General features: G+C 68.7%; 18 protein-coding genes. 12 read left to right on the top strand and 6 right to left on the bottom strand.

Annotated elements, in window-relative coordinates:
* The first annotated feature begins 120 nt into the window (after positions 1-120).
* Entirely contained in the window at positions 121-2,130 is a 2,010-nt protein-coding gene (locus UA75_RS10965; RefSeq protein ID WP_075740152.1) for an AfsR/SARP family transcriptional regulator, read from the top strand.
* On the opposite strand, the gene UA75_RS10970 is transcribed toward UA75_RS10965, so the two are convergent.
* The 3 genes from UA75_RS10970 to UA75_RS10980 form a co-directional block, all read right to left on the bottom strand.
* Positions 2,060-3,991, bottom strand: a complete 1,932-nt coding sequence (locus UA75_RS10970; RefSeq protein WP_075740153.1) for an AfsR/SARP family transcriptional regulator — start codon at positions 3,989-3,991, stop codon at positions 2,060-2,062. The two genes, UA75_RS10965 and UA75_RS10970, sit on opposite strands and share 71 nt — an antisense overlap.
* A gap of 729 nt (positions 3,992-4,720) precedes the next feature.
* A complete protein-coding gene (locus UA75_RS10975; RefSeq protein WP_075740154.1) occupies positions 4,721-5,914 on the bottom strand; it encodes a cytochrome P450 in 1,194 nt (397 codons plus the stop codon).
* A 159-nt stretch (positions 5,915-6,073) separates the two neighbouring features.
* Positions 6,074-7,006, bottom strand: a complete 933-nt coding sequence (locus UA75_RS10980) for an oxidoreductase (protein ID WP_075740155.1) — start codon at positions 7,004-7,006, stop codon at positions 6,074-6,076.
* An 848-nt stretch (positions 7,007-7,854) separates the two neighbouring features.
* On the opposite strand from UA75_RS10980, the gene UA75_RS10985 reads away from it, so the two are divergent.
* From UA75_RS10985 to UA75_RS11030, 10 genes are all read left to right on the top strand, one after another.
* Positions 7,855-9,018 (top strand): FAD-dependent oxidoreductase, encoded by a 1,164-nt coding sequence (locus tag UA75_RS10985; protein WP_075740156.1) that lies wholly within the window; start codon positions 7,855-7,857, stop codon positions 9,016-9,018.
* A 391-nt stretch (positions 9,019-9,409) separates the two neighbouring features.
* Positions 9,410-9,874, top strand: coding sequence for a hypothetical protein (locus UA75_RS10990; protein WP_083683112.1), 465 nt, complete (start codon positions 9,410-9,412; stop codon positions 9,872-9,874).
* Positions 9,871-11,457, top strand: a complete 1,587-nt coding sequence (locus UA75_RS10995) for a multicopper oxidase family protein (protein WP_075740157.1) — start codon at positions 9,871-9,873, stop codon at positions 11,455-11,457. Before UA75_RS10990 ends, UA75_RS10995 begins: the two co-directional genes overlap by 4 nt.
* A gap of 448 nt (positions 11,458-11,905) precedes the next feature.
* The gene (locus tag UA75_RS11000; RefSeq protein ID WP_075740158.1) at positions 11,906-13,321 is read left to right on the top strand and encodes an NAD(P)/FAD-dependent oxidoreductase; all 1,416 of its coding nucleotides are present in this window, start codon (positions 11,906-11,908) and stop codon (positions 13,319-13,321) included.
* 36 nt (positions 13,322-13,357) lie between these two features.
* Positions 13,358-14,890, top strand: coding sequence for a peptide MFS transporter (locus UA75_RS11005; protein WP_075740159.1), 1,533 nt, complete (start codon positions 13,358-13,360; stop codon positions 14,888-14,890).
* A 141-nt stretch (positions 14,891-15,031) separates the two neighbouring features.
* The gene (locus UA75_RS11010; protein WP_075740160.1) at positions 15,032-15,769 is read left to right on the top strand and encodes an SDR family NAD(P)-dependent oxidoreductase; all 738 of its coding nucleotides are present in this window, start codon (positions 15,032-15,034) and stop codon (positions 15,767-15,769) included.
* Entirely contained in the window at positions 15,769-16,149 is a 381-nt protein-coding gene (locus UA75_RS11015; protein WP_075740161.1) for a SchA/CurD-like domain-containing protein, read from the top strand. Before UA75_RS11010 ends, UA75_RS11015 begins: the two co-directional genes overlap by 1 nt.
* 5 nt (positions 16,150-16,154) lie before the next feature.
* Positions 16,155-17,138, top strand: a complete 984-nt coding sequence (locus UA75_RS11020) for an NAD(P)-dependent oxidoreductase (protein ID WP_075740162.1) — start codon at positions 16,155-16,157, stop codon at positions 17,136-17,138.
* A 61-nt stretch (positions 17,139-17,199) separates the two neighbouring features.
* Complete coding sequence (locus tag UA75_RS11025) at positions 17,200-18,063, top strand: LLM class flavin-dependent oxidoreductase (protein WP_075740163.1); 864 nt, start codon at positions 17,200-17,202, stop codon at positions 18,061-18,063.
* Entirely contained in the window at positions 18,060-18,515 is a 456-nt protein-coding gene (locus tag UA75_RS11030) for a DUF1772 domain-containing protein (RefSeq protein WP_075740164.1), read from the top strand. The genes UA75_RS11025 and UA75_RS11030 overlap by 4 nt, the downstream gene beginning before the upstream one ends.
* A 370-nt stretch (positions 18,516-18,885) precedes the next feature.
* On the opposite strand, the gene UA75_RS11035 is transcribed toward UA75_RS11030, so the two are convergent.
* From UA75_RS11035 to UA75_RS11045, 3 genes are all read right to left on the bottom strand, one after another.
* Positions 18,886-20,367, bottom strand: coding sequence for a cation:proton antiporter (locus UA75_RS11035; RefSeq protein WP_083690674.1), 1,482 nt, complete (start codon positions 20,365-20,367; stop codon positions 18,886-18,888).
* 101 nt (positions 20,368-20,468) lie between these two features.
* Positions 20,469-21,500, bottom strand: a complete 1,032-nt coding sequence (locus UA75_RS11040; protein ID WP_075740166.1) for a methyltransferase — start codon at positions 21,498-21,500, stop codon at positions 20,469-20,471.
* A 316-nt stretch (positions 21,501-21,816) separates the two neighbouring features.
* Entirely contained in the window at positions 21,817-23,442 is a 1,626-nt protein-coding gene (locus tag UA75_RS11045; protein WP_075740167.1) for an FAD-dependent monooxygenase, read from the bottom strand.
* A 258-nt stretch (positions 23,443-23,700) separates the two neighbouring features.
* Between UA75_RS11045 and UA75_RS11050 the strand changes: the two genes are divergently transcribed.
* On the top strand, positions 23,701-24,708 hold the full coding sequence (locus tag UA75_RS11050; RefSeq protein WP_075740168.1) for a methyltransferase: 1,008 nt from the start codon (positions 23,701-23,703) through the stop codon (positions 24,706-24,708).
* Positions 24,709-24,821 lie beyond the last annotated feature (113 nt).

The following is a 24,821-nucleotide window of genomic DNA, read 5'->3' on the forward strand; positions in this document are numbered from 1 at the left end:
TTCCTGGAATGGTGACCTCTCGGTGGGCTTTTGTTCGTCTTTTCAGCAGGCAAGCCGGTCGCTTGCCGATCACCTTCGCCGGGTGCCTTAGTCCGTTCGGGCGACGACTGGGGAGGATGCATGGCTGTACGGTTCAACACGCTCGGTCCGCTGGAAGTCCTCGTTGACGATCAAGACCTGACCCCGACGGCGCCAAAAACCCGACAGGTTCTCGCACTACTGGTCTCTCGGCACAATACCCTCGTGCACACCAGCGAACTGGTGGATGAATTGTGGGGGGAGCGACCGCCGTCCAGTGCATTGGCGACACTGCAGACCTACATTTACAAGCTGCGCAAGCTTCTGTTCGCAGAGCTGGCCGACGAGACGCAGGTCGGCCTCCGGACTCGCTACTTCGGCTACGTGATCACCACGCCCGTCGAGAGCGTCGACCAGTATAGATTCGAACAGCTTTCCCGTGAGGGACGCAGCGCATTGGACGTGGGTGAGGCGGAGGTCGCCGCCGAGCGACTTCGGGACGCACTGGCCCTCTGGCGAGGACCCGCACTCGGCGGCCTCGAGGTCGGCAACCTGCTCACCGCACATCTGACCAGGCTCGACGAGAGTCGACTCCGCACGCTGCAGTCGCGGATCGAGGCGGATCTGCGACTGGGCAGGCATCGCGAGCTGATCAGCGAGTTGAAGGAGCTGACCGTCGCCCGCTCGCTCGACGAGGGGTTCCACGGGCAGCTCATGACCGCGTTGAACCGTTCCGGCAGGCAGCACGAGGCCCTGGACGTCTATCGGCGCTTTCGGCGGAACGTGATCGACCAGCTCGGGCTGGAGCCGTCGCCCGCGTTGCAACGGGTGCACAACGACCTGCTCGCGGGCGGGGGCGAGGAGGCCGGGGTTCCGGCGGCCAGGCTGGTGCCTGCCCGACGTGCCCCCGAGGGCACCGAGATCGGCACGCCTGCACAGCTGCCCCATGACATCGCCGACTTCGTCGGTCGAAGTGGCCTGCTGGAGGACGCGCGGCGCTGGCTGGCGCCGGACTCGGGCGACGCGGCCGCCGGGGCGAGCCTGCGGGTGCTCGCGGTGAGCGGCATGCCCGGCATCGGCAAGACGTCTTTCGCCGTCCGGGTCGCCCATCGACTGCGCGGTCGGTTCGACGGCGGGCAGCTCTTCTGCGACCTCGGCGGGTCCGGCACGCCGCGCACCCCGGTCTCGGCGCTACGAGGCTTTCTCCGGGCGGCAGGCTTCGCACCCGACCAGCTCTCCGGCGAGCTGGACGAACTGGCGACGTTGTTCCGCACCTGGAGCGCGGAGCGGCGGCTGCTCGTCGTGCTCGACGACGCCGCGGGCATCGACCAGGTCCGCCACCTGCTGCCCGGCGGTGCGGGCTGCGCGGTCCTGGTCACCGCGAGGGTGGGCGTGCAGAGTCTGCCCGGTGCCAGGGTGCGGACCCTGGAGCCCTTGTCCTGTGCGGAGAGTCTGGAGCTGCTCTCCGGGATGATCGGCGCGGAGCGGGTGAATCGGGAGCGGGCGGAGGCCGAGCGGCTCGCCGACCTCTGCGGCAACCTCCCGCTGGCGGTGCGCTGTGTCGGAGCCAGGCTCAGCGCCGCCCTGGGCTGGCCGGTCTCCAGCATGGCCAGACATCTGGGCGAGAGCGGCAGGCCGTTGGATCTGCTCCGGTTCGACGGCATCGACGTCCGACGGAGCCTGGTCACCGGAACACGAGGACTGCCGGTCGGCGTCTGGCGGACCTTCCGTGACCTGTCGACACTGTCCTCGCGGTTCACCGCACCCGACGCGGCACGACGGCTCGGGTGCGACCCGGAACAGGCTGAGGCGACGTTGGCTCAGCTCGTCGGTCGCGGGCTGCTGCGCATCGCGGAGCGCACCAGGGAGGAGGAGGTGCGCTTTGAGTTCCACCCGGTCAACCGCTGGTTCGCCCGCGAGCAGTGGGAGGGATCGGTGGAACAGCGGTCCGTTACCACGACGCACCTGCCCGGCTGCTGCGACCTCCGGGACAGCGAGGCCGGGGACTGCCCGCAGGGACACGGGCAGGTCCCCGGCGACCTCACGCCTCGCTGGGCGCCGACCGAGGAGCCCAGCTTGGGCTCGCTGCCCGTTGTGCTGGCGGGGCGCTGACGGCAGGCATGAAGACCTCGTCGTGTTCAGGCACCCGTTCGAGCAGGCCTGCCGCGGCTCGCAGGTGAGTGGGGAACCGATAGCGGAAACCGCCCGGCTCCTCGGCGGCGGGCTCCGCGTCGCACAGCCTGAACTCGACGAGTTCCTCCAACAGTGATTCGGCCGAGAACTCCGTGCAGCGCAACACCGCTGCCGCGGCCTGCGGGGAGACCGGCTGTTCGTGCAGGATCGAGACGAGGCGGAAGGCGGTCCGGACTGCGGGAGAGGCGAGTCGGTAAGTCTGCTCGATGCTGGCCGACAACTCCAGTGCCTTGACCGCCAGTTCCGGACCGCGCCGCTGTTCGCGAAGAACCCACTCGACCAGGCGCGTGATCGACCAGTGCGGGCGCAGCCGAAGCCTGCTGGCGGAGGCGTGCAGCGCCAGGGGCATTCCCTCGCACAGCTCGACCAGTTCGTGGACGGCGTCGATCTCTCCGGTGATGCGGTGTGCTCCCAAGGTCGACCCGAGCAGCTGTAGCGAGTCGCCGATGTCCAACGGCGGCATCTCCAAGGTGGTGGTGATCATCGGGTTGGAGAGGCGTCTCCTGCTGGCGGCGAGCACCGCGCACCCGCTTCCCGACGGCTTGAGTCGGAGCAGCTGTTCGGCGCTGACCACGTCGTCGAGCACCACCAGCACCCGCCTGCCCGCCGTCCGACCCCGGAACATCTGGCATCGTTCCTCCAGCGAGCGCGGCAGGGACGCCGGGGTCACGCCCAGCGCACGAAGGAAGTGCGCGAGCACATCGGCGAGATCGACCGGCTCGCCTCTCGGGTCCAGCAGCTGGGCGTAGAGCTGGCCGTCGGGGTAGTCCGACCGCACCAGGTGGGCGGCGTGGATGCAGAAGGCCGACTTCCCGGTGCCGGGTGCCCCGACGCCGACGACCACCGGCGGCGCCTTGCGGTCCGTGGTCGTCAGGGCCGTAAGCGCCACGGCGAGCTGCGCGTCCCTGCCGACGATGGAGGGCATGTCCGACGGCAGTTCGGCGGGCGGCTCGACCTCCTGCGTGGTGCGGACCGTCTCCCGGATTCGGGGTGCCTCCAGCGCCGGGTCGGCCGACAGGACCGCGGCGTGCAGCTTCTGGAGTTCGGACGAGGGATCGAGACCGAGTTCGTCGGCGAGCACCTTGCGGGCCCGCTGGTAGACCTGGAGCGCGTCGGAACGCCTGCCCGACCGGTAGAGCGCCAGCATCAGTCGGGCCTGAAAGCCCTCGTGGGTCGGTTCTCGGGTCACGGCGGTGGTCAGCTCGCCGAGCAGCTCCCGATGCCTGCCCAGTGAGAGTGCACTGTCGATGCGTCGTTCCAGCGCGTTCTTGCGGATCTCGTCGAGCCGGACCACTTCGGCCTGTAGCACCGGACCTGGCGTGACGTCGATCAGCGCCGGTCCGCGCCACAGCTTCAGCGCGGCGCCGAGGGTGTCGGCGGCCTCGGCGAGTGATCCCGATTCGAACTCGGTCCTGCCTCGTTCGGCGAGCTGCTCGAAGCGATGCGAGTCCATGGCGTCCGGCGGCAGCCCGAGGAGGTAACCACTGGGAGAAGTCAGCAGCACGGCCTCGGTGAGGGGCTCGTTGCGATGGATCGCAGGCCCGCCGGAGCCGCTGAGGCGAAGGAGTTTTCGTAGTTGGTAGACGTAGGTCTGCAGTGTCGTGGTGACGCTCTTGGGCGGATGGTCCTCCCAGAGCTCCTCGATGATCTGATCGGTGCGGACGATGCTGTTGGCGTGGGTGACCAGCAACGCGAGCACCTGACGGAGCTTGGGCGCGGACGGGGTGGCGAACCGCCCGTCTCGCAGTACCTCGAACGGTCCCAGTACATGTACCTGCACTACTACCACTCTCCTTCCGGTCGACCTTGTCAGGCGAGCCCGTGTCCGGACCGACGAGTACCGTGCCTGCGTTCTCGGCAGGCCGCGATGTCGCCGGGAGACGAGAAGAGTCGCTACAGCCTTGACAAGTCCCCTCACAACCTCGGTATCGGTGGATCTCAGCTCATTCAGGCGGATTTCCCCTGAGGCTCTGCCGCTTCCACCAGTCGGGACATTCGTCGCCTCGACTGGAGGCTCGCTGGAGTCTGGCTAGAGCAAGTCTAGAAAACGACTGAGCGTCATATTTCCCGGTCGTGGCTGGGGCGTCGGCCCGGGGAGGGCTCGGCGGTTCCCGAAGCGAGGATCGCGTGGTCATATGCCTGTAGTACCTTATGGATGTTTCGATCCCCGGCGTTGATGCCTGTTCGATCGAGTGAACGGCGGACACCGCCCATTCTCGTGTGACCTTCGAGTGGGGAATTTCAGGTGAACGGGCAACTATTTTTCGGCGCCGTCGTTGAACCCGACTCGAATTCACCTTCACGGGAAAGAGAGACCGGGCGACGGTGCTCTACTTCGCGTCGCGTTCGGTGGACGCCGCCCCGGCGTCGCCGCGGGGCGAGGTGCCCGCCGCCTGCGCGCGGCCTGCTGAGCGTCAGTGCGCGACCCGTGTGCCGCAGGCCGGACCTGGCACGGCACCGGCGGTCGATGTCCGCCGGTGCCGGGATGATCTCGGTTCGTGGATCGAGATCAGGTCCACTCGATCGACGTGGCCAGGTTCCGAACGCCGTAGAGGCCCCAGCCGTAGGGGTCGAACGGAGGCGTCGCGGTCACCCGCATGCTCCGCAGGCGGTCGAACAGGACGTTCATCGCCACCCTGCCTTCGAGCCTGGCCAGCGGTGCCCCGAGACAGAAGTGGATGCCGCGCCCCAGACCCAGGTGCGGATTGGGGTCGCGGCGGATGTCGAAGCGATCTGCCTGGGCGAACTGTCGCTCATCGAGATTCGCGGAGAGCAGCCAGGGCATGATCAGCTCGTCCTTCGGAATCCGGACACCCGCGACCTCGACGTCCTCGACGGCCACCCGCTTGGTCTGCATGAAGGGCGCTCGGTATCGCAGCACCTCTTCGACCGCCGTCGGGATCAGCGCCCGGTCGGCGCGCAGTTCGGCCTCGGCGCCCGGCTCGTCCCGCAGGCACAGCAGGGCGTTGCCCAGCAGGATCGTGGTCGTCACATGTCCGGTCATCAGCAGCAGACCCGCGAAGGTGGCGATCTCCTGATCGTCGAGCCGCTCCCCGTCCACCTCGGCCTCGACCAGCCGGGTCATCAGGTCGTCCTGCGGAGATCGCCTGCGCGATTCGCAGTGGCGCAGCATGTAGTCACCGGTGTTGCGTACCGAGTCGCCGAACGAGGTGATGAAGGCCTCGTCGCCCATGTCGGAATGGTCGGCCAGCAGAATGCTGTCGGCCCACTGCTGGAAGAGCACCCGATCGGCGGGCGGCACGCCCAGCAGTTCGGCGATCACGATCACCGGCAGCGGATAGGAGAAGTCCTGCACGATGTCGATCTCCTCGGCGCCGTCCATCGCGTCGAGCAGCTCGTGGCAGATTCGGTGGATTCGACCTTCGAGCGCATTGATCGCTCTGGCCCCGAAGGCCTGACTCACGAGGCCGCGAAGCTTGCGGTGATACGGGGGATCGACCATCGTGATGTTTCCAGGCCGGAATTGCTGATTGTCAGCGTAGGCCTTGCTGTAGTCGGCCGAGAAGATCGAGTAGTCGGTGATCACTCGGCTGACGTCCGCGTAGCGGAAGACATGCCAGACCCCGATGCCGTCTTTCCAGACCGGAGCCCGATCGCGCATTTCCTCGAGCCAGGCGATCAGGGCGGTGCCCCCGTCGGGCTCGATGCCGGGTACCGGGCGTAATTGACTGCTTCGTGTCACGGGAAAACCCTCCGAGAAGTGCGCAGAAATACTGCCTGTCGTGCGGTGGGAGGCCCTCGTCGACGGCCGCCGTCGACGTCCCGGCCGCACCGCCCCAGTAATATTACTCCCAGTGATCGTTCCATCACTCGAATCGTGAGCAATGGCCCTCTGGTGAGATCAATCCGGGGCGGGTTCGGGGTGTTCCTGATAGCGGACATCGGTCAGCTCCTCGGAGACCGCCCAGAGCCGACGGGCGGCCGCCTCGTCGTAGGCCTGTTCCGACGCGCGGACCACGACGGGGAAGCCGCTCTGCTCACCCCGGTCGTGCGGCCCGAAGTACTGGCCTCCCTCGACGTCGGGCGCGGTGGCGGCGCGTAGCTGGGGCAGGGCGCCCGCCTCCGCCGACTGTGCGAAGCGCGGCACCATCACGCGACCGAACAGGCCGTAGAGGCCGCCTGCGCTCGCGAACAGATTCGTCGCGGCGAGGCCTGGGTGAGCGGCCACGCTGATCAGGTCTGCGGACGAGGCCCTGCATCGCCGGTCGAGCTCGAAGGCGAACAGCAGATTGGCGAGTTTGGACTGCGAGTACGCCGCCATCCGGCTGTAACGCCGGGTGAAGTCGAGATCGTCGAAGCGGATTCGGCCCGCACTGTGCAGTCTGCTGCTGACGGTGACCACGCGCGCCCGTCGACTGCGGGACAGCGCGGGCAGCAGGAGGCCGGTCAGGGCGAAGTGCCCGAGGTGGTTGGTGCCGAACTGGCGCTCGAACCCGTCGGCGGTGAGCTGCCTCGGGATCGCCATCACCCCGGCGTTGTTCACCAGGACGTCCAGCGTCGAGTGGTCGGCGTGGAACTGCTCTGCGGCGGCGCGGACCGAGCCGAGATCGGCGAGGTCGAGTCGGAGCCACTTCGGCACGGGCCCGGTGGCCTCGGTCGCGACGGTCTCGGTCGCGGCCCGGCCTCGGTCGGCGTCCCGGCCCGCGAGGACGACCAGGGCGCCACGGCGGGCGAGCTGCGTGGCCGTCTCCAGGCCGAGTCCGCTGTTGGCCCCGGTCACCAGCGCTGTTCGGCCGGTCAGGTCGGGGATGTCTGCCTCGGTCCACTGTGTCATGGTCGTTCCCTTGATCGGGTGACGGCGGGCGGAAGTACTCACGCGGGACAGGAGGACGGTGTGTCACTCCTGTCGAGTGCCGGGTCTGTGGACGGCGGCGCGAGGCGCGTTGATCACGACGTCCATCGGCCGAGCATGCCGGGCGTCACTCGAACCTCGCATGAGAACGTCTGCCGCCGACTGTCCGGCGAGGGCGTGCCGGGCGTGGTCTCGACCGAGTCGTGATGTCGTGTCGTTCCGCGTTCGCCCTGGTCGCGAGATGTTCCCGGCGGCGGCCGCCGTGTCTGGCGCCGTCGCGGACACGAGGTGAGTCGCGCCCTCGGGGTCGCGTGACGTCGGAGGAGACGTCCTCCGTGTCCGGAATGCGCGAATTCGGTCGCTCGGGGGCTCTCCTCTGATCGGACTCAGGGGGCGTCCCTGATCGGAGATCGGGGAATTCCCCGGGGCGAGGAGGCCGTCCGGCGGTGTTGACTCGGCGGCATACGCGGCACGACCCCGGCGATCGTCGGCCGTCGGGTCGCCGTGTTCGCCGATCGGCATACTGACACCACGGATATTTGGTACTTGGATAGGCCGTCCTTGTGGGCGGCCTGACGTGCTGTCCTGGCCCGTGTCGGTCGTGCCCGGCTGCGCGGTCGCCTTTCGAGTCCTCCGATCGAACGAACAGGCCGGCTAGCTGCATCGTTCGACGATCCTCCGCCTGGGTGTCCGTTCGGAACGACCGCTCCGTCGCGGCGAAGACCGCCGCCGTCCCGGATGAGTCGGCGAACCCGACGGTCGTCCGGGCCGCGAACCTCGAACGGTGGTATTGAATGCTCGGGTTTGTATAATCGTGCTAAGTTGTCGGCATGACGACGAGCAACGGACAGCGCAAGCGCGTACTGGTCATCGGCTGCGGCATCGCGGGGCCGGTGGTCGCCCTCTATCTGAAGAAGGCAGGCTTCGAGCCGGTCGTGCATGAGCGGCGGGCCGCGGACGCCGCCGACGACGGCGGCTCCTTCAACCTGGCACCCAACGGACTCTCGGTACTGCGGACCCTCGGCCTCGCCGACAAGGTCGTGGGCATCGGACAGGCGACGGAGCGCACCGAGTTCCTCAACCACCGGGGCAGGCGGCTGGCGCTGTTGTCCGAGTCCACGGTGCTGTTGCATCGGGGCGAGCTTCATCGCCTGCTGGTGGCCGAGGTCGAGGCGCAGGGCATCCCGACGACGTTCGGTCACGAGGTGACCGAAGTGGAGTCCACGGCGGACGGCGTCCGGGTCCGGTTCGAGGACGGTGCCGAGGACCACGGCGATCTGCTGGTCGGCGCCGACGGCATCCGGTCGAGGGTGCGCCATGCGGTGGTCAAGGGCCTTCCGCAGCCTCGCTACACCGAGATGATCGACTCCGGGGGCATCGGCTACCTGCCGGGACTCAAGGCCGACGGCACCATGCGGATGACCTTCGGGCTCAAGGGGTTCTTCGGCTATCAGGTCCTGCCCGACGGACACGTCTTCTGGTTCCAGAACTATCACCAGGCCGACGAGCCCAGCAGGCACCGGCTCCGCAGCATCCCGAACGCCGTCTGGCGTGAGCACCTGATGGAGATGCACCAGGGTGACCGCGCGCCCATCGTGGACATCATCGCCTCGACCGACGAGATCGACCGCTACCTGCTGTTCGACGCGCCGACCCTGCCCAAGTGGCACACCGACCGCATCGTGCTGCTCGGCGACGCGGCCCACGCGATGGGGCCGCATACCGGGCAGGGCGCGTCGATGGCACTGGAGGACGCGATCGTCCTGGCGAGGAGCCTGCGAGACGGGACGAGCATCGCGGAGGGGCTCGCCGACTACGAGCGAATCCGCAGGCCCAGGGTGGATCACGTGATCGCGCAGACTCGGCACAACGGCAACCAGAAGGCGGCACCCGGCCCGGTCGGCCGCGTCTTCCGCGACCTCGTCCTGCCGATCTTCCTCAAGGCCGGGGTCAAGCAGGGTGCCGCGTTGTACACCCACCAGATCCCCTGGTGATCCACGAGCCGTCGCCAGAGGTGTCGGGCGTCGATGTGGCCGCCCGACCGGCTGACCAAGCTGTGAAGCCGACTGATTCACTCGGCTCGGGACATTGGACGTCGGGGGTCTGAAGATCGATCCCGGTGGGCCCTCCGCTGCGAGGCGATCGGCTTCCGTGCTGTGCGCCGCTCTCCCAGCGGGTCCCGACGGTTCTTTCAGTCGAATGGCTCAGCCGGTCGACAGCACCGAATTACCCGGTATGTAGTAATCTGCGCTCGATCTGCCCGAGCGCACTCGGGCCGAACTGGGGATGACGAGGATGCGGTGAGCGGAACGCCCGCGTCCGGCAGCGGCGATGACGGCGGGCGGGCCGATGAGCCGCCCGATCTAAAGGAGATCGGAGTAGCCGATGGCGAACCGGGTAGAACCGGACTCGGCCGACCAGACCACCACGACACCGGACAGGCGACGCGGACTGCGCCTGGTGATCGCCCTGACCATCCGGGTGCTGGTCGTCCTGTACTTCGTGAGCACCTTCCTGCAGGCGGTGTTGGCCGGGCTCTTCGTCACCGGCAACGTCGGAATGCTCGCGATGCACGAGATCAACGCGCACACCAACCTCTTCCTGCTCTTCCTGCTGATCATCGCTGCCGTGCTGCTGCGCTGGCCGGTGGGCGGGCCGGGCTGGCCGATCATCGCCTTCGTGCTGCTGGCCGTCCTGGTGTTCGCTCAGACCGAGATGGGCTTCATGCGCGTGATCGACCTGCACATCCCGGTCGGCGTACTGCTGTTCGGCATCTCCGTCGCGCTGCTCATCTGGGTGTTCACCGCCCGATTCGACGTGTCGCGACGGACCGTGAGGAGGCGGGGATGAACCGGCGATCCGGTCCCTCGGTCTCGCGCCGGGGCTTCCTGGCGCTGACGGGCGGACTCGGCCTGGTCGTCCTCGGCGGAAGCGGCTGCGCGAGCGTGTTCGGCGAGAACGCCGGAGTCCTGCTGCGCAGCGACCTGCCGTTGCCAGAGCCGTTCCGCGTCGGTCTGCCGATACCCGCCGTCGCCGAGCCGGTGCGCACCGAGGGCGGCACCGACTATTACGAGCTGGTGCAACGCGCCGCTGCCCTGGAGATCGTGCCCGGCACCACGACTACGATCTGGGGCTTCGACGGATCCTTCCCCGGCCCCACGTTCCGGGTTCGCTCCGGACAGCGCTCCGTGGTGTCGGTGCGCAACGAGCTGCCGGTTCCGACCTCGACGCACCTGCACGGGGGAGTGACTCCGCCGGACTCCGACGGCTACGCCACCGACCTCGTCGTGCCCGCAGGCTACCCGCACGACCCCAGACTGCACTCGCACGACGTGATGCAGGTGCCGCCCGAGGCCTGGACGCTCCACGAGGAGGTCAAGGAGCACACCTATCCGCTGGAACAGCGGGCGGCGACGCTCTGGTACCACGACCACCGGATGGACTTCAGCGCCCCGCAGGTGTGGCGAGGGCTCCTCGGCGCGTTCCTGTTGCACGACGACGAAGAGGACGCGCTCTCGCTGCCCGCAGGCGACAAGGACGTCCCGTTGCTGATCTGCGATCGGGCCTTCGGCGCCGACGGCGAGTTCAAATACCCGTCGCTGGACGCGACGCTGACCAGCGTCCCCGGCGTCGAGCCCGACTATCACTCCGGGGTGCAGGGCGACGTCGTCCTGGTCAACGGCGCGCCGTGGCCGGTGATGGAGGTCGCCGACACGCGGTACCGCTTCCGGCTGATCAACGCCTCCAACGCCCGCCGCTACCGATTCGCGCTCTCGCCCGCGCCGGAGAACGGTCCCGCATTCGTCCAGATCGGTTCCGACCAGGGTCTGTTCGCCGCGCCCGTGGAGCGTGACGAGTTCGATGCGGCGCCTGCGGAACGCTTCGACCTCGTGATCGACTTCTCCGCCTATCCGGTCGGCACCCAGGTGGTCCTGGAGAACCTCCTCGGCGAGGAGGGCACGCGACAGGTCATGCGGTTCGACGTGGTCCGCGAGGAGAGCGACGAGTCCGAGATCCCCGAGCGGCTCTCCGAGATCGAGCGGCTCACCAGGGAGGAGGCGGTCGCCGAGCGGGACTTCGACTTCCGGCTCACCACGATCAACGGCCACCAGACGTGGACGATCAACGGCGAACCGTTCGACCCGATGAGCAACATGGCGACCCCGGCACTCGACACCGTCGAGCTGTGGCGGTTCACCAGCGACTTCCACCACCCGGTCCACATTCACCTCGCCCATTTCCAGGTCCTCACTCGCAACGGAGCCGAGCCGGAGCCTGCCGAGCAGGGCTGGAAGGACACCGTGGACATCCGCCCGTATGAGGTGCTGGAGGTTCTGGTGCGCTTCAGCGGCTTCCGGGGCCGCTACCTGGTGCACTGTCATAATCTCGAGCACGAGGACATGGCGATGATGGTCAACTTCGAGGTCGTCTGACCTGTCCGTCCTGGCGGCGTCGCCGTCGTCGTGCACTCCGTACGACCTCGGCGCGCCGCCAGACGGCGAGCTGACCCACGCACTCCTCCCGTACTGCTCGCCGGGCCGGAGTCCGACCGCATGACGGGCGGGTCGGCGCCACTGCCCGCCGCCAGCTCGCTCGCCGTCGGCGGCACGGTGCGGCGCGCCCGCGCCCTCCTGCCGGGTCGGCCCGCGCTGCGCGGCGACGAACCAGGCGGTGAGCCCCGCCGTTCCGGTCCGAACCGAGCCGTTCTCGCGCCTCCAACCGGGATCCGACTTCCGCCCGCCCTCGCCTGCGGGAATCTGCCCCAGATCGACTTGAGTCGTTCTCGATGGGCCGTTGCCAGTCTGGGCCGTACGAACGGACGACCCTGGCCGTGGCGACGCCTCGGTATCCGGGTTTCCGCAGGCCGGAGTGGAGACGCCCATGCGCGCTGCGACCCAGATCCTTGTCATCGGAGGTGGGCCCGGCGGGTCCACCACGGCGGGGCTGTTGGCTCAACAGGGCTTCCAGGTCACGTTGTTAGAACGAGACCGCTTTCCCCGCTATCACATCGGCGAGTCGATCCTGCCCTCGTGCAGACCGATCTTCGAGCTGTTGGGGGTCTGGGACAAGGTCACCTCGCACGGCTTCCAGCCCAAGGGCGGCGCCTACTTCCTCTGGGGACCCGAGGAATGGGAGGTCGTCTTCAACGACCTCGGCAGCGACGGGACCAACGCCTTCCAGGTCATCCGCTCGGAGTTCGACGAGCTGCTGCTCAACCATGCCCGCGAACTGGGCGTCGAGGTGGTCGAGGGCACCTCGGTGAAGGAGCTGCACTTCGAGGACGGTCGGCCGGTCTCGGCGACCTGGGCCGAGACGAAGAACGCCGACGTGACGGGCCGGATCAGCTTCGACTACCTCGTTGACGCCTCCGGTCGGGGCGGGGTGATGGCGACGAAGTATCTCAAGTCCAGGCGGTTCCACGACGTGTTCCGCAACGTCGCGGCCTGGTCGTACTGGAAGAACGCCAAGCGACTGGACCGGGGCTCCGAGGGCGCGATCGTCGTGGCCTCCGTTCCGGACGGCTGGTTCTGGGCGATTCCGCTGCACGACGGGACCATGAGCGTCGGCCTGGTGACCGGCCGCGACGACTTCAATCGGCGTCGCAACGAGCTCGGCAGCATCGAGGCGGTGTACCGGCAGTCGCTGGACCAGTGCCCCGGCGTGCTCGACCTGCTCTCCGAGGCGGAGAAGGTCAGCGAGATGAAGGTGGAGCAGGACTACTCCTACGCCGCCGAGTCCTTCAGCGGTCCCGGCTATCTCCTCGTCGGCGACGCGGCCTGCTTCCTCGACCCGCTGTTGTCCACCGGAGTCCACCTGGCCACGTACAGCGCCATGCTCGGTGCGGCGAGCATCGGCAGCGTGCTCCGGGGGGAGACCACCGAGGCCGAGGCATGGGGCTTCTTCGACACCGTCTACCGCCAGTCCTACGAGCGGATGCTCGTGCTGGTTTCGGTCTTCTACGACAGCTACAAGGGCAAGGAGCACCACTTCTACAACGCCCAGCGTCTCTCCACCGCAGACCACCAGGAGCTGAACATCCAGGCCGCCTTCGACCGGATCATCACCGGAATCGAGGACATGAACGATGCTCAGTCGGTCTATCGGAAGGTGCACGAGCACCTGACCGGCTCGGAGAGCGGAAACCCCAACCCGCTGGCGAACCTGAACAAGGTCCACGAGCAGAAGAAGGCGCCCATGCATGCCGGGAACGCCGTCGACGGTCTCTACCTGTCGTTCCGTCCGCAGCTCGGTCTTGCGCGCACCTCGGCCGCAACGCCGTCGGTGCAGCAGGCCTGACATCAACCACGGCACGACACCCACGGGAGTTGCTCGATGAGTTCCGCGACACGGGAGTCCTCGGCGGAGTCCGGCCCGCGCCGAGGCCTGCCCCGCTGGTATCTGACTCTCTTCTCCACCGACGCCCTGGAGCGCTTCGGCTTCTTCGGCATGCAGGCGATCCTCGTCCTCTATGCCTCGGCGCCCCGCTCGGAAGGCGGCCTGGGGCTGCCGATCGGCGAGGCCGCCGCGCTGTTCGGCGCGTGGATCGGCCTGATGTTCATGCTGTCGCACCCCGGCGGCTGGGTGGGCGATCGAGTCCTGGGCCAGCGGCCCACCCTGGTGGTGTCCTCCTTCCTGGGCATGGCGGGCTACCTGCTTCTCGCCGTCCCGGCGGGCTGGAGCACCGCCGTGGGCCTGGGCATCCTGGCGGTGGCGGGCGGCCTGTACAAGCCGAACCACCAGGGAATGATCAACCTGATGTACCCCGACGCCCGGCGTCGGGAGTCGGGCATCTCGTTGATGTACGTCGGCATCCAGGTCAGCGCGTTGCTGGCCCCGCTGGTCACCGGCTACCTCGGCGAACGGGTGAACTGGGGGCTCGGCTTCTCGGTGGCGGCGGTCGCCATGCTGTTGTGCGGCCTGCAGATCGCCCTCAGCGGGCGACAGTTCCAGGGCGTGGGCGCCGGACCGGGCCGACCACTGGACCCGCAGGAGCGGGCCAAGGCGCTGCGCATCGTCCTGAGCGTGGCGGGCGTGCTCGCCGCACTGCTGCTCGGCCTGTGGGCGGCCGGGGTGCTCAGTCTGATGGTCGTGATCGCGATGGCCGGGCTGAGCGCCGTGATCGCGCCTGCCTTCGGCTACACCCTGCTCTACCGGAACAAGGGGCTCGGCGCGGGCGACCGACGGCGGCTGCGGGCCTTCCTGGTCGTCTTCCTCGGCGCGACGCTGTTCTGGATGATGAACGCCCATGCTTCCTCGCTGCTGAACCTGTTCGCCCGAGACCACACCGACCGGGTCATCCTGGGCTGGGAGATCCCGGCCAGCTGGCTGCAGTCGGCCACCCCGATGTTCATCCTCGTCCTCGCGCCGGTGATCGCCCTGTCGATGCCGAGGATCGGCAGGAAGAACAACGTCGCGGTGAAGTTCTCGATCGGCCTGGTCCTGATGGGCGGCAGCTTCCTGCTGATGTCGGTGGCGACCACGCTGGCCGCCGACGGCACGCTCGTCTCGCCGATGTGGCTGCTCGTCGTCTACCTGGCCCACGCCTGCGGTGAGGTCGTGGTCGCCGCGGTGACCATCGCCGCCGCCGCCGACGTGCTGCCACGGCAGTACACCTCGCGAGTCCTGGGCCTGCTCTGGCTGTTCGCGGGCATGGGCGGTGGTTTAGGCAGCGGGGTCGTGCAACTCGCCACCGTCATCCCCGAACCGCTCTACTACCTGCTGCTCGGCTCCGCCGCGACCTCGGTCGGCCTGTTCTTCGCCCTCCGGCGACGAGCGCTGACCAGGTCGTTGGGCCCGGACGGGCCTGCCGAGAGCGGTACGGAGAAGGTCGCGGAACCGCCGACCCCGATCACCTCCTCCTCCTGACGCCGCGAGATCGGCGAGACAGGCGGGGTCGTCCGGCGAGGACGGCCCCGCGCTCGCAGGCGTCCGGGCAACACGCACTACGGCAAGCAGGCACTGCGGCGGCCGTGACCCGTCACGGCCGCCCTGACGAGAGGAGCTTCGGTGGATCAAGGATTGTCCGGCAGGAAGGTCGTCGTCACCGGCGGCACGCGAGGCATCGGACGCGCGACCGTCCTGGCCTTCGCGAGGGAGGGCGCCCAGTTGATCATCGTCCATCGCAGCCCGGGCGAGGCTGCGGAGGACCTCAGCCGGGAGCTGAAGGAGCGCGGTGTCACCCACCGGCTCGTCCAGGCCGACGTCACGGTCTCCGCCGACGTCGAGCAGTTGGCCGATGCGGTCCGCGAGACCTTCGGGACGGTCGACGTCCTGGTCAACAACGTCGGCGTCGACGGTGCCGTGCCGTTCGGCGAGCTCGAGGAGACGGAGTGGCACCGCGTCCTCGAGCACAACGTCACCGCCGCCTACCTGGTGACCCACGCCCTGCACGATCTGCTCGCCGAGGGCGCCTCGGTGATCGGAATCGGTTCCTCGGTCGCGTTGCGCGGCCGGTCCGCCGGTGTGCACTACACGGCGTCCAAGGCCGCGCTGATCGGCTTCACCCGTGCGTTGTGCAAGGAACTCGGCCCGAGGGGCATCCGGGTCAACGTGGTCGCCCCCGGCCTCACCGAGACGACCGAGGGCGCCGGGCTGCCGCCGCAGGCGGTCGAACGGATCGTGGGCATGACCGCGCTCGGCCGGATCTGCCAGCCCGACGACGTGGCGGGCGCCGTGATCTTCCTGGCAGGCGACACGTCCCGCTACATCACCGGAGCGACCCTGAACGTGGATGGAGGAGTCTGATGCCGTACGCCGCGATCACCTACAAGGTGCAGCCGGGCCACGAGGACGAGATCGCCGAGATCTTCGCCCGATTCCAGCGGGTGGACACTCCCGAGTTCCAGGCCGAGGACGGCGCTCCCGCCGGGCGGCTGCTGGGCACCGCCGTCTTCATCAAGGACGAGTTCATGGTGCGGGTCATCCACTACGAGGGCGACTTCCGTGCCATCGCGCGCCACATGGCCGGGCAGAAGGGCGTGCACCTCATCGAGGACCAGCTCGCGCCCTATCTGGCGGAGCAGCGGGACACCTCCACGGCGGAGGGCTTCGGCGCGTACTTCAAGAACGCCAGTATGCGCTGCATCTCGCAGCTCTCCGTCGACACGCACCCGGTGGGGAGTTGAGCGCCGTGGCCCTCCGACCGGTCGCCGTCATCGGACTCGGCGGCATGGGCGGCGGGATGGCACATGCGCTGGTGGCCGCGGGCTTCCCGGTGACGGTCTACAACCGTACGAGGGAGAAGGCCCTGCCACTGGTCGAGGCGGGTGCGACGCTCGCCGAGTCGGCGGGCGACGCCGCCTCGGCGGCCTCGGTGATCCTGCTGAGCCTGGCCGACGAGGCCGCCGTCGAGAAGGTGCTCTTCGGCGAGGTCGCCGGGCGGCTCGCCGAGGGCAGCACCGTGATCGACGCGTCCACGGTGGCCCCGGACTACGCCAGGAACGCCGCACAGCGACTCGCGGAACTGGGCGTCGCCCGAGTGGAGGGCTGTGTCGTCGGGAATCCGCAGATGGCCAGGCTCGGCAAGCTGCGGGTGTTCGCCTCCGGCGATGAGGCGGCGGTGGCGGCGGTCGCCGACGTCCTCGACGCGGTGGGGCAGGAGGTGCGCTACCTCGGCTCCTGGGGCAGGGCCAGCTCGTTGAAGCTGGCCTTCAACCTGATCCTGGGCGTGCAGACCGCAGGTCTGGCGGAGGCGCTGGCCTTCGCCGAGTCGGCGGGCCTCGACCGGGACATGGTGCTCGACGCACTGGACGGCAGCGGCTGGAAGTCGCCGGTGCTCAGCTTCCGGGCGGACTTCATGCGCAGGCGCAGCTACACGCCTGCGGGATTCCGCACCGAGCTGATGCGCAAGGACCTCCGGCTGGTGCAGGAGGCCGCCGCGCAGCGGGGCTTCGGGCTGCCGGTCGTCGACGAGACGGCCCGCCGCTATGACGCGGTGATCGCCGCGGGCCGGGGCGACGACGACGCAGCGGCGGTCGTCGACACCGCTGTCGTCGACCTCGCGACGACCGACCGCGTCGCCGCAGACCTCGGAGCGGTCGAGGCGGCGGCTGCCGGGCTCGACGTCGGCGGAAAGAAGGAGCGGGCCGCCGTCGCGCAGGAGGTCACCGGCTGATTCGCCCGCCTTGCGCAGCGAGGGCGTGGGACATCGACACGGAAGGGAACGGAGAGTCACGATGGACATCGGAGTCGGCCTGCCGACGACGGTACCGGGCGCGCGCGGTCGGGATTTGACGGAGTTCGCGCGTCGGGCCGACCAACAGGGTTTCAGCACTCTGGCGGTCCTGGACCGGTTGGTCTACGACAGTTATGACCCGCTCATCGCCCTCGCCGCCTCGGCGGCGGCCACCGAGCGCATCCGGCTCGCCAGCACCATCCTGCTGGCGGCCTATCGGCCCAGCACCGCCGTGCTGGCCAAGCAGTTGGCCAGCATCGACCGGATCTCCGACGGCAGACTCGTCGTCGGACTGGCCGCAGGTGGCCGAGAGGATGACTTCCTCGCCTCCGGGGTGCGCTACGGCGGTCGTGGTCGCAGACTCGATCAGATGATCAGCGAGTTGACGAAGATCTGGCAGGGGCAGGGCTCGGGTCCGTCGGCGGGCGTCGGACCTCGGCCTGTCGACGGGGGCCCGCCGCTGCTGTTCGGCGGGCATTCGCCCTCGGCCATGCGCCGAGCCGCGGAGCACGGCATCGGCTGGATAGCGGGCGGCAGTTCGGCGACCGCGTACCCGGAACTGGTTCGCCAGGCCCAGGAGGAGTTCCGTCGGCACGGCCGCGAGGACAAGCCGAAGATGGTGTCGCTGAGCTACGTCTGTCTCGGTGCCGGCGGTCGAGAACGAGGCGGTGCCTACCTCCGCGACTACTACTCCTACATCGGTCCGAAGGCGGAGCGGGCGGCCTCGGCGGTCATCGTCGACGAGGACCAACTGCGCAGGACCGTCGCCGAGTTCGCCGAGGCGGGCTGTGACGAGCTGCTGCTCTTCCCGTGCACCGCAGATCCCGATCAGGTCGACCTGATCTCCAAGGCGGTTCTGGCGTGACGGCGGTGGTGCTCGGGGTGCTCGCCGTCCTGGGCAGCGGCGTGGTGGCCGGCGTGCTCTTCGCCGTGGCGTTGAGCGTGCTGCCTGCCTTGACCGCCATGCCGCCGGATCGTTACGTCTACACGCACAAGCTGATCGGCCGGAACTGGGACCCGACGATGCCGATCATCGTGTTGTCCTCGATGCTGGTCTGCATCGTCCTCGCGGTGCTGTCGCCGCCCGGGACGGGGCGGACCCTCTACATCGTGGGAGCGGTCCTGCTGCTGGCCGTCTCCGTGGTGTCGCACTTCTGCAACGTGCCGATCAATCGTCGCGTCAAGGGCCTGGACCCCGAGTCCATGCCCGTCGACTGGTCGGATCCTCGGCCGTTGTGGCGCCGATGGCACACGCTGCGTACCGCGCTGGCGGTGCTGGCGGTGCTGGCCAATGCGGTGGCGATCAGCCTGGCATGAGTTGATGGTCGACAGGGCCGGGTCCGGGAGGGCCCGGCCCTGTCGTGTCTGCTCTCGGCAGCCGGTCGGCGTCCCGAGCCTGCGGATTGTGTAGTCCCGCCCGTCCTTGAGTTCCGCCTGCGCTGCGCCGAGTCTGCGCCGAGTCTCGGACGCCGGAAAGTCTGCGGGTCCGAGGTCCGTCGTCCCACGGTCGCAGCCTCCTCCGCTCGGTGCGCCGGTGCCTCGTCCCGAGTGGACACTCCGCACCTGCGGCCGCGGGCCGAGGCGAGGTCGTCGACGTGCCGCCGGCCTGCTCCGCGACGGGACTGCTGCGTGGCCGAGGCGACGGCCCGGCCGACCCGCCCGAGCGCACGAGGACGCGGCCTGCTGATCAGACGCCGGTGGTCGCAGGCGTCGTCGTCCCGGCCGTGGGCGGAACCTCTGACCACAATGAGTCGAGGCCCTGTCTGCGAGGCCGAATCAGCTCCAACAGCGGCCCCGTGATCGCGGTAGTGATCAGGGTCATCACCAGCAACGCGGCGAACAGGTCGGTCGAGATCACGCCGAGGGACAGGCCCAGCTGGAGGACGATGATCTCGGTCAGACCCCGGCAGTTCATCATCACGCCCAGCGCGAGCGAGGACCGCCGATCGGTGCCGACCGCCAACGCGGGCAGCACCACCCCGAGGAACTTCCCGCCCATCGCGACAGTCAACACGAGGAGCATGATCAGCCACCCCGCGCCCGAGGCGGCGTCCCAGAGGTTCGTGCTCAGGCCGATGCCCGCGAAGAACACCGGCAGCATCAACCAGTGTGTCGGGCCCGCGAGCCGGAACCCGAACTCCTCGGCGCCTCTCGAGCCTCGGGGAGTGACCACGCCCGCGAGAAACGCGCCGAAGATCGCCTCGATGCCGATCATCGCGGTGACGCCTGCGGACAGCAGCACGAGCATCAGGATGGCGACCATCAGCATCGGCTTGCGGTCCGGCTGCGCGTCGGCGTGCCGAGCGAGCCGCGCCATCAGCGGGCGAACCCCCCACCACATCACGGCGGCATAGACCGCCGAGAGCAGCACGGTGGCCCCCACACCGCCGAGCGAGTCGCCGTTCACGCCCGCCACGACCAGTGCGAGCAGACACCACGCGGTGACGTCCTCGATTCCCGCCGTCGCCATGCCGAGCGCGCCGATACCGGTGTCCTTCAGCCTGCGGTCCTTGAGGATCCTCGCGAGCACCGGGAAGGCGGGGACGCTCAGCGCCACGCCGAGGAACACCGCATAGGGACCGGTGCCCGTGCCCTCGGGGCGCAGGCCTGCCAGCGGCCACAGCGCGAGGGCCACTCCACAGAGGAACGGAACGGCGATGCCCGCGTGACCCGCGACCAGCGCGGTGCCTGCATTGCCTTTGAGCAGCGCGAACGGTAGTTCGCGGCCGACCTCGAACATGAAGAAGATGACACCGAGCTGGCCGATGGCGGTGAGGAAGAACTGCACGTCCGGCGGAAAGAGGACCTCGGCGACAGACGGAGCCAGCCTCCCCAGCACGGTGGGGCCCAACAACAGGCCTGCGGTGATCTCCCCGATGACCCTCGGCTGGCTCAGGCGGACGGCCAGGGAGCCCGCCAGTTGGGTGGCGACCACGATGACCGTGCAGGCGATGAGCACCATGCCCAGCACGTCGTGCAACGGTGCCACGACGTGTCCGGCCGTCTCACCGGCGCCTGTCTGCCTGCCTGTCCACTCCGTGCGCCCCTGGATGAGGGCGAACGCGGCGATCGAGGACGGGACGACGAAGAGAAGGTAGATCAACAGACGTCGCCGATCACGGTGACGTCCGTTCGGCGGCCCGTCGTGCCGAGCCTGAACTGAGGACATGACGCAAGCTCCTGACGGATCGCTCCGGACAGACGTACTGAGACAGAGTTCCGGGCCCGCCGATGACCTGGCGGGCCCGGAAACGGGTGACGCTGACGGAGTCAGGCCGCCTTGTGTCCGATGACAAGTGTGACGTCGTGCCCGAGCGAGAGGTGGCTGACGGTCGCGAAACCGGCGTCCGTCAGCCACTCGACGCACTCTTCGAGTCGGTAGCCGGTGCCGTGCGGTGTCATGAGCTGAAGGTTGAGGCTCGTGACGAGGTTGCGCAGGTAGCCTTCCTCGCCCTCCACGATGATCGGGTCCCAGATCAGGAACGCGCCGCCGGGCTTCAGCGCTGCGAAAGCGTTGGCCAGCAGCTGCCGTCGCTGCGCGTCCTCCCAGTCGATCAGCGAGTGACCGATCATCATGACCTCGGCCTCGGGGATCGAGGCGAAGAAGTCGCCGCCTTCGAACCGCACCGTCCCCGTGGTGCCGAGCGTGACCATGTGCTCGTCGAAGGCGGGCCGCAACTGGGGGAGGTCCAGCACCGTGCCGTCCAGATGGGGATGGGCCTGGACGAGTTGGGCCAGGACGTTGCCCCGACAGCCGCCGAGTTCGACGACGAGGGTCCGGGCGGACCAGTCGAACCGCTCGATCAGCGCGGGGATCAGCGGCTTGCTGGCCGCCTCTGCCATCCCGATGAAGTCGACGCGCTTCTCGTCGCTCTCGTAAAGCTGCTCGAACATGGCGTCGCCCGTGTAGGTCGCGGCCTGCGGCCGTCCCGTGCGCAGCGCCTCGGCGAGCCTGCCCCACGCCGGGTACATCACCCGGTTGGCCATGTGCAGCAGACCGCCCATGTACTCGTCATGACTGGGGACGAGGAAGAACTCGGCGGCCTGGCTGTTGCGGAAGACGTCGTCGTCGCGGTCGAGCATCCCGAGCTCGACGAGCGCATCCAGGAAGTGCCCGGTGCCGCGCGCGTGCAGGCCGAGCCGCTCGCGGATGACGGGCTCGGTGGCAGGTGCCTCGGCCAGCAGATCGAACAGGCCCACCTCCAGCCCGGCGAGCACCATCTTCGACGGCTGGAACGCCATCGCCTTGTCCAGGAAGTGACGCGGATGCGGCCGGGTCGCCGGTTCCAGATGAGTCGTCATGTCCGTCCTTCTCGGTAACTGTCGTCACCCGGAGTCGTGGGTGCGCCGTGGGCGTCGTCCGGTCTGCCGGGCAGGCAGGCGGGCACGTCGGGCCGAGCCGCGTGCGGGGGGTCTCGGAGGTTCGGCGGTGGGCGGGCCGAGGCCTGCGGCGAACGGCCTCGGCGAACGGCTTTCATCGAACGGGCGGCGACGCGGACGGCCCGACCGCCGGACCTCCAGACAGGTCCGGCGTCGGCCGTGATCGTCCGGGGAAGGCGTCGTCGGCCGCTCGCGACAGCCGCCCGCGTCGCAGCAGAATGCCTCGCGGCGGCTGCCTTCAGCTCTTCTCGTCGGGATCGAGACCTGCGGCCAGCGCCAGTGCGGCGGCCAGGGCCCGGTCCGCGTCCTCGGCGGGTTCCTGCTGCCGCCAGGCGACGAAGGCGTCCGGCCTGACGAGCACCGCACCCTCCGGTCCGACGCCGTAGGCCTGCGCCCAGTCCCGGCCGTCGGGGATCAGATCGCCGTCCTGGCCGATCACCTCGCAGCGCAGCGGGACGCCGAGCTGCTTGGCGACGCGGTCGGCCGCCTCGGGCCATCCGCTGGTGCGGGAGCCGGTCAGCAGGACGAACTCGTCCCAGAACAGGTCCACGGTGGAGATCCGCTCGCCGTCCCGCCGGAGCCAGACGTGCGGGGCCCGGGTGCCGGGAGCACCGGTGAGGGTGAGCTTCGGCGAGAGCACCCTGGCATCCTGATCGACCCCCACGATCGAGGTGGACTTGTAGCGGTAGCCCAGGGTGATGATGACGTCGTCCACCATGAGGGCCCTGGTCTCGTCGTCGGCGTATCCGTGGCGAATGCGATTGCGGACCATCGCCTGCTCGGCCATGGCCTCGCCCACCCTGCGCCGCTCGGCGTCGTAAGTCTCCAGTAGCGCGTCCCCGCTGACCCCCTTGAGCACCGAGGCCAGTTTCCAGGCCAGATTGTGGGCGTCGTGGATGCCGGTGTTGGCACCGAATCCGCCTGCGGGCGGGTGCAGGTGCGCCGCGTCGCCAGCCAGGAAGACCCGCCCTCGGCGGAAGGTCTCCGCGACGAGCTGGGCGCCCTGCCACGGCACCTTGTCCATGATCTCCACGTGGAGGTCGTCCTTGCCCGCGGCGGTGCGCACGATCTCGATGCACCGCTCGTCGGTGAAGTCCTCCGGCTTCTCACCCTGGTCGGGGTGGTAGAGCGGCGCGGCCAGCCACGGGTCGCAGCCGTGCAGCCGCGACAGGCCCATCAGGGTGCCGGGAGCGGCGGTGGCGTAGCAGAGGATGAACTTGCGATCCTTGAGCAGCGCCTCCAGTTCCGGCGCACGGAAATAGATGCTCAAGGCGTTGAAGACGGTGCCCCGGCCCTCGCGCTCGACACCGAGGGTGGTCCTGGTCCGACTGTTCGCCCCGTCGGCGCCGATCAGGTAATCGGCACGCACGGTGGTGCGGGCACCCGTGGCGAGGTCTTCGACGATCGCGGTGACCCCGTCGTCGTCCTGTTCGAACGAGTGCAGTGCGGTGTTGAACCGCACGTCAGAGCCGTTGTCCTTGGCGATGTCGACCAGCACCCGCTCGTAGCGGTCCTGGCCGCAGCCCATCACCCGCTCCGGGCTGATGTCCGGTCCGTCGAGCGACGGAGACTCCAGCACCACCGCGTCGTCGATCTCGGCGAAGGTGTTGACCTGGATGATGCCGCCCTCGAAATACGGATGCGAGTCGCCCATCTCCAGGGCGCGCACCGTCTCGTGGAAGCCTGCGGCGCGGAACAGCTCCATGGTCCTCGCCTGGAGGCCGGGCGCACGCGGCAGTCGGGAGGTGCCGTCCCGCTTTTCGACCAGCATCGTCTTGATGCCATGGCGCCCTAAGAAGAGGGCGGAGGACAGGCCCACCGGGCCACCGCCCACGATCAGCACCGGGATCTTCACGTCATACATGCCCGTTTCCTCTGTTCGAGATCCAGCGGGACAGGGTCGAGGCCGCCCGCGCGACCCCGAGAACGCGGCCACACCATCGGGTGACCTCGATGCAGGATTACTGATGCGACCTCGAATATCTCTGAACTCGAGAGCAGGTCTGCTGCCCGGCCTGCGCCTCGAACGTGTCTTGAGTGTGCCTCCAACCGATGGTGTGAGGCTCGACGCGAAATCGGAATGGCAGCCTCGCCATCCGCCGTCGGAAAAGGAGTCGTGCGAATGACGAGCACAGCCCCGGACACCAGCACTCCGGCAGGCCTCATCCGTCTCGGCAATGCGTTCTGTGACGCGAAGGCGTTATTGACCGCGGTAGACCTCGATCTGTTCAGTCTGCTGCGCAAGGGTCCCGCGACCGTGGAGGAGATCCGGTCGGCGCTGGACCTGCACGGCCGCGGACTGTCGGACTTCCTGCAACTGCTGGTCGCACTCGGACTTCTGGACCGCGAGGGCGACCGCTACCGCAACGCCGAAGGCGCCGACCGTCACCTCGTGCGTGGCGAGAAGGGCTACGTCGGCGGCTTCATGCTGCGTTCCGACCGCAACCTGTACCCGGCCTGGGGCAAGCTGGCCGAGGGGCTGCGGACCGGGCGGCCTCAGTCGGTCGGCGACTTCGACGCGGTGCTGGCCAACCCGAAGTTCCTGGCCCAGTTCGTGCACATGATGGACGCCTTGACCCATGTCCTCGGCCCGGAGCTGATCGAGCGCATCGACTTCACGCCTTATCAGTCGATCCTGGACATCGGCGGGTGCCGCGGCAACATGGCGGGCCAGATCGTGAAGGCCAACCCGCACCTGGTCGGCCATGTCTTCGACATGCCGCAGATGGAGCAGTTCTTCGACAAGCACATGGCGGAGTACGGCGTCACCGGCCGGGTGCACTTCCACGGCGGCAGCTTCTTCGAACAGGACCTGCCGAAGGCAGACCTGGTGATGCTGGGCCACGTCCTGCACGACTGGGACCGCGACCAGCGGGAGTTCCTGGTCAACGCGGCATACAAGGCGTTGAATCCCGGCGGAACGCTGCTCGTCTACGACCGGATGCTCGACGACGATCCTCGGCACGTCGAGAACCTGGTGATCAGCCTCGACATGCTGCTGGTCACCGACGGCGGCTCCGAGTACGCGGTCTCCGAACTGCGCGGACACGCTGAGAAGGCGGGCTTCACGTCGATCACCGACGAGCCCTTCAGCGATTTCGACACGCTGCTCATCGCGAAGAAGAAGTAGCGGCAGGCCGCTTGCCCCGCGCCGCCGTGGCCGTGCCTGGCGGCGCGCGGCTGTGCGGCCTTGCCGCCGTGTGCGGCCTCGGGGGAGCGGCGTGGCAATGGGGGGCGGCGGTG

It is taken from the genome of Actinoalloteichus sp. GBA129-24, from assembly GCF_001941645.1.
In the GTDB taxonomy this organism is placed as follows: Bacteria; Actinomycetota; Actinomycetes; order Mycobacteriales; family Pseudonocardiaceae; genus Actinoalloteichus_A; species Actinoalloteichus_A fjordicus.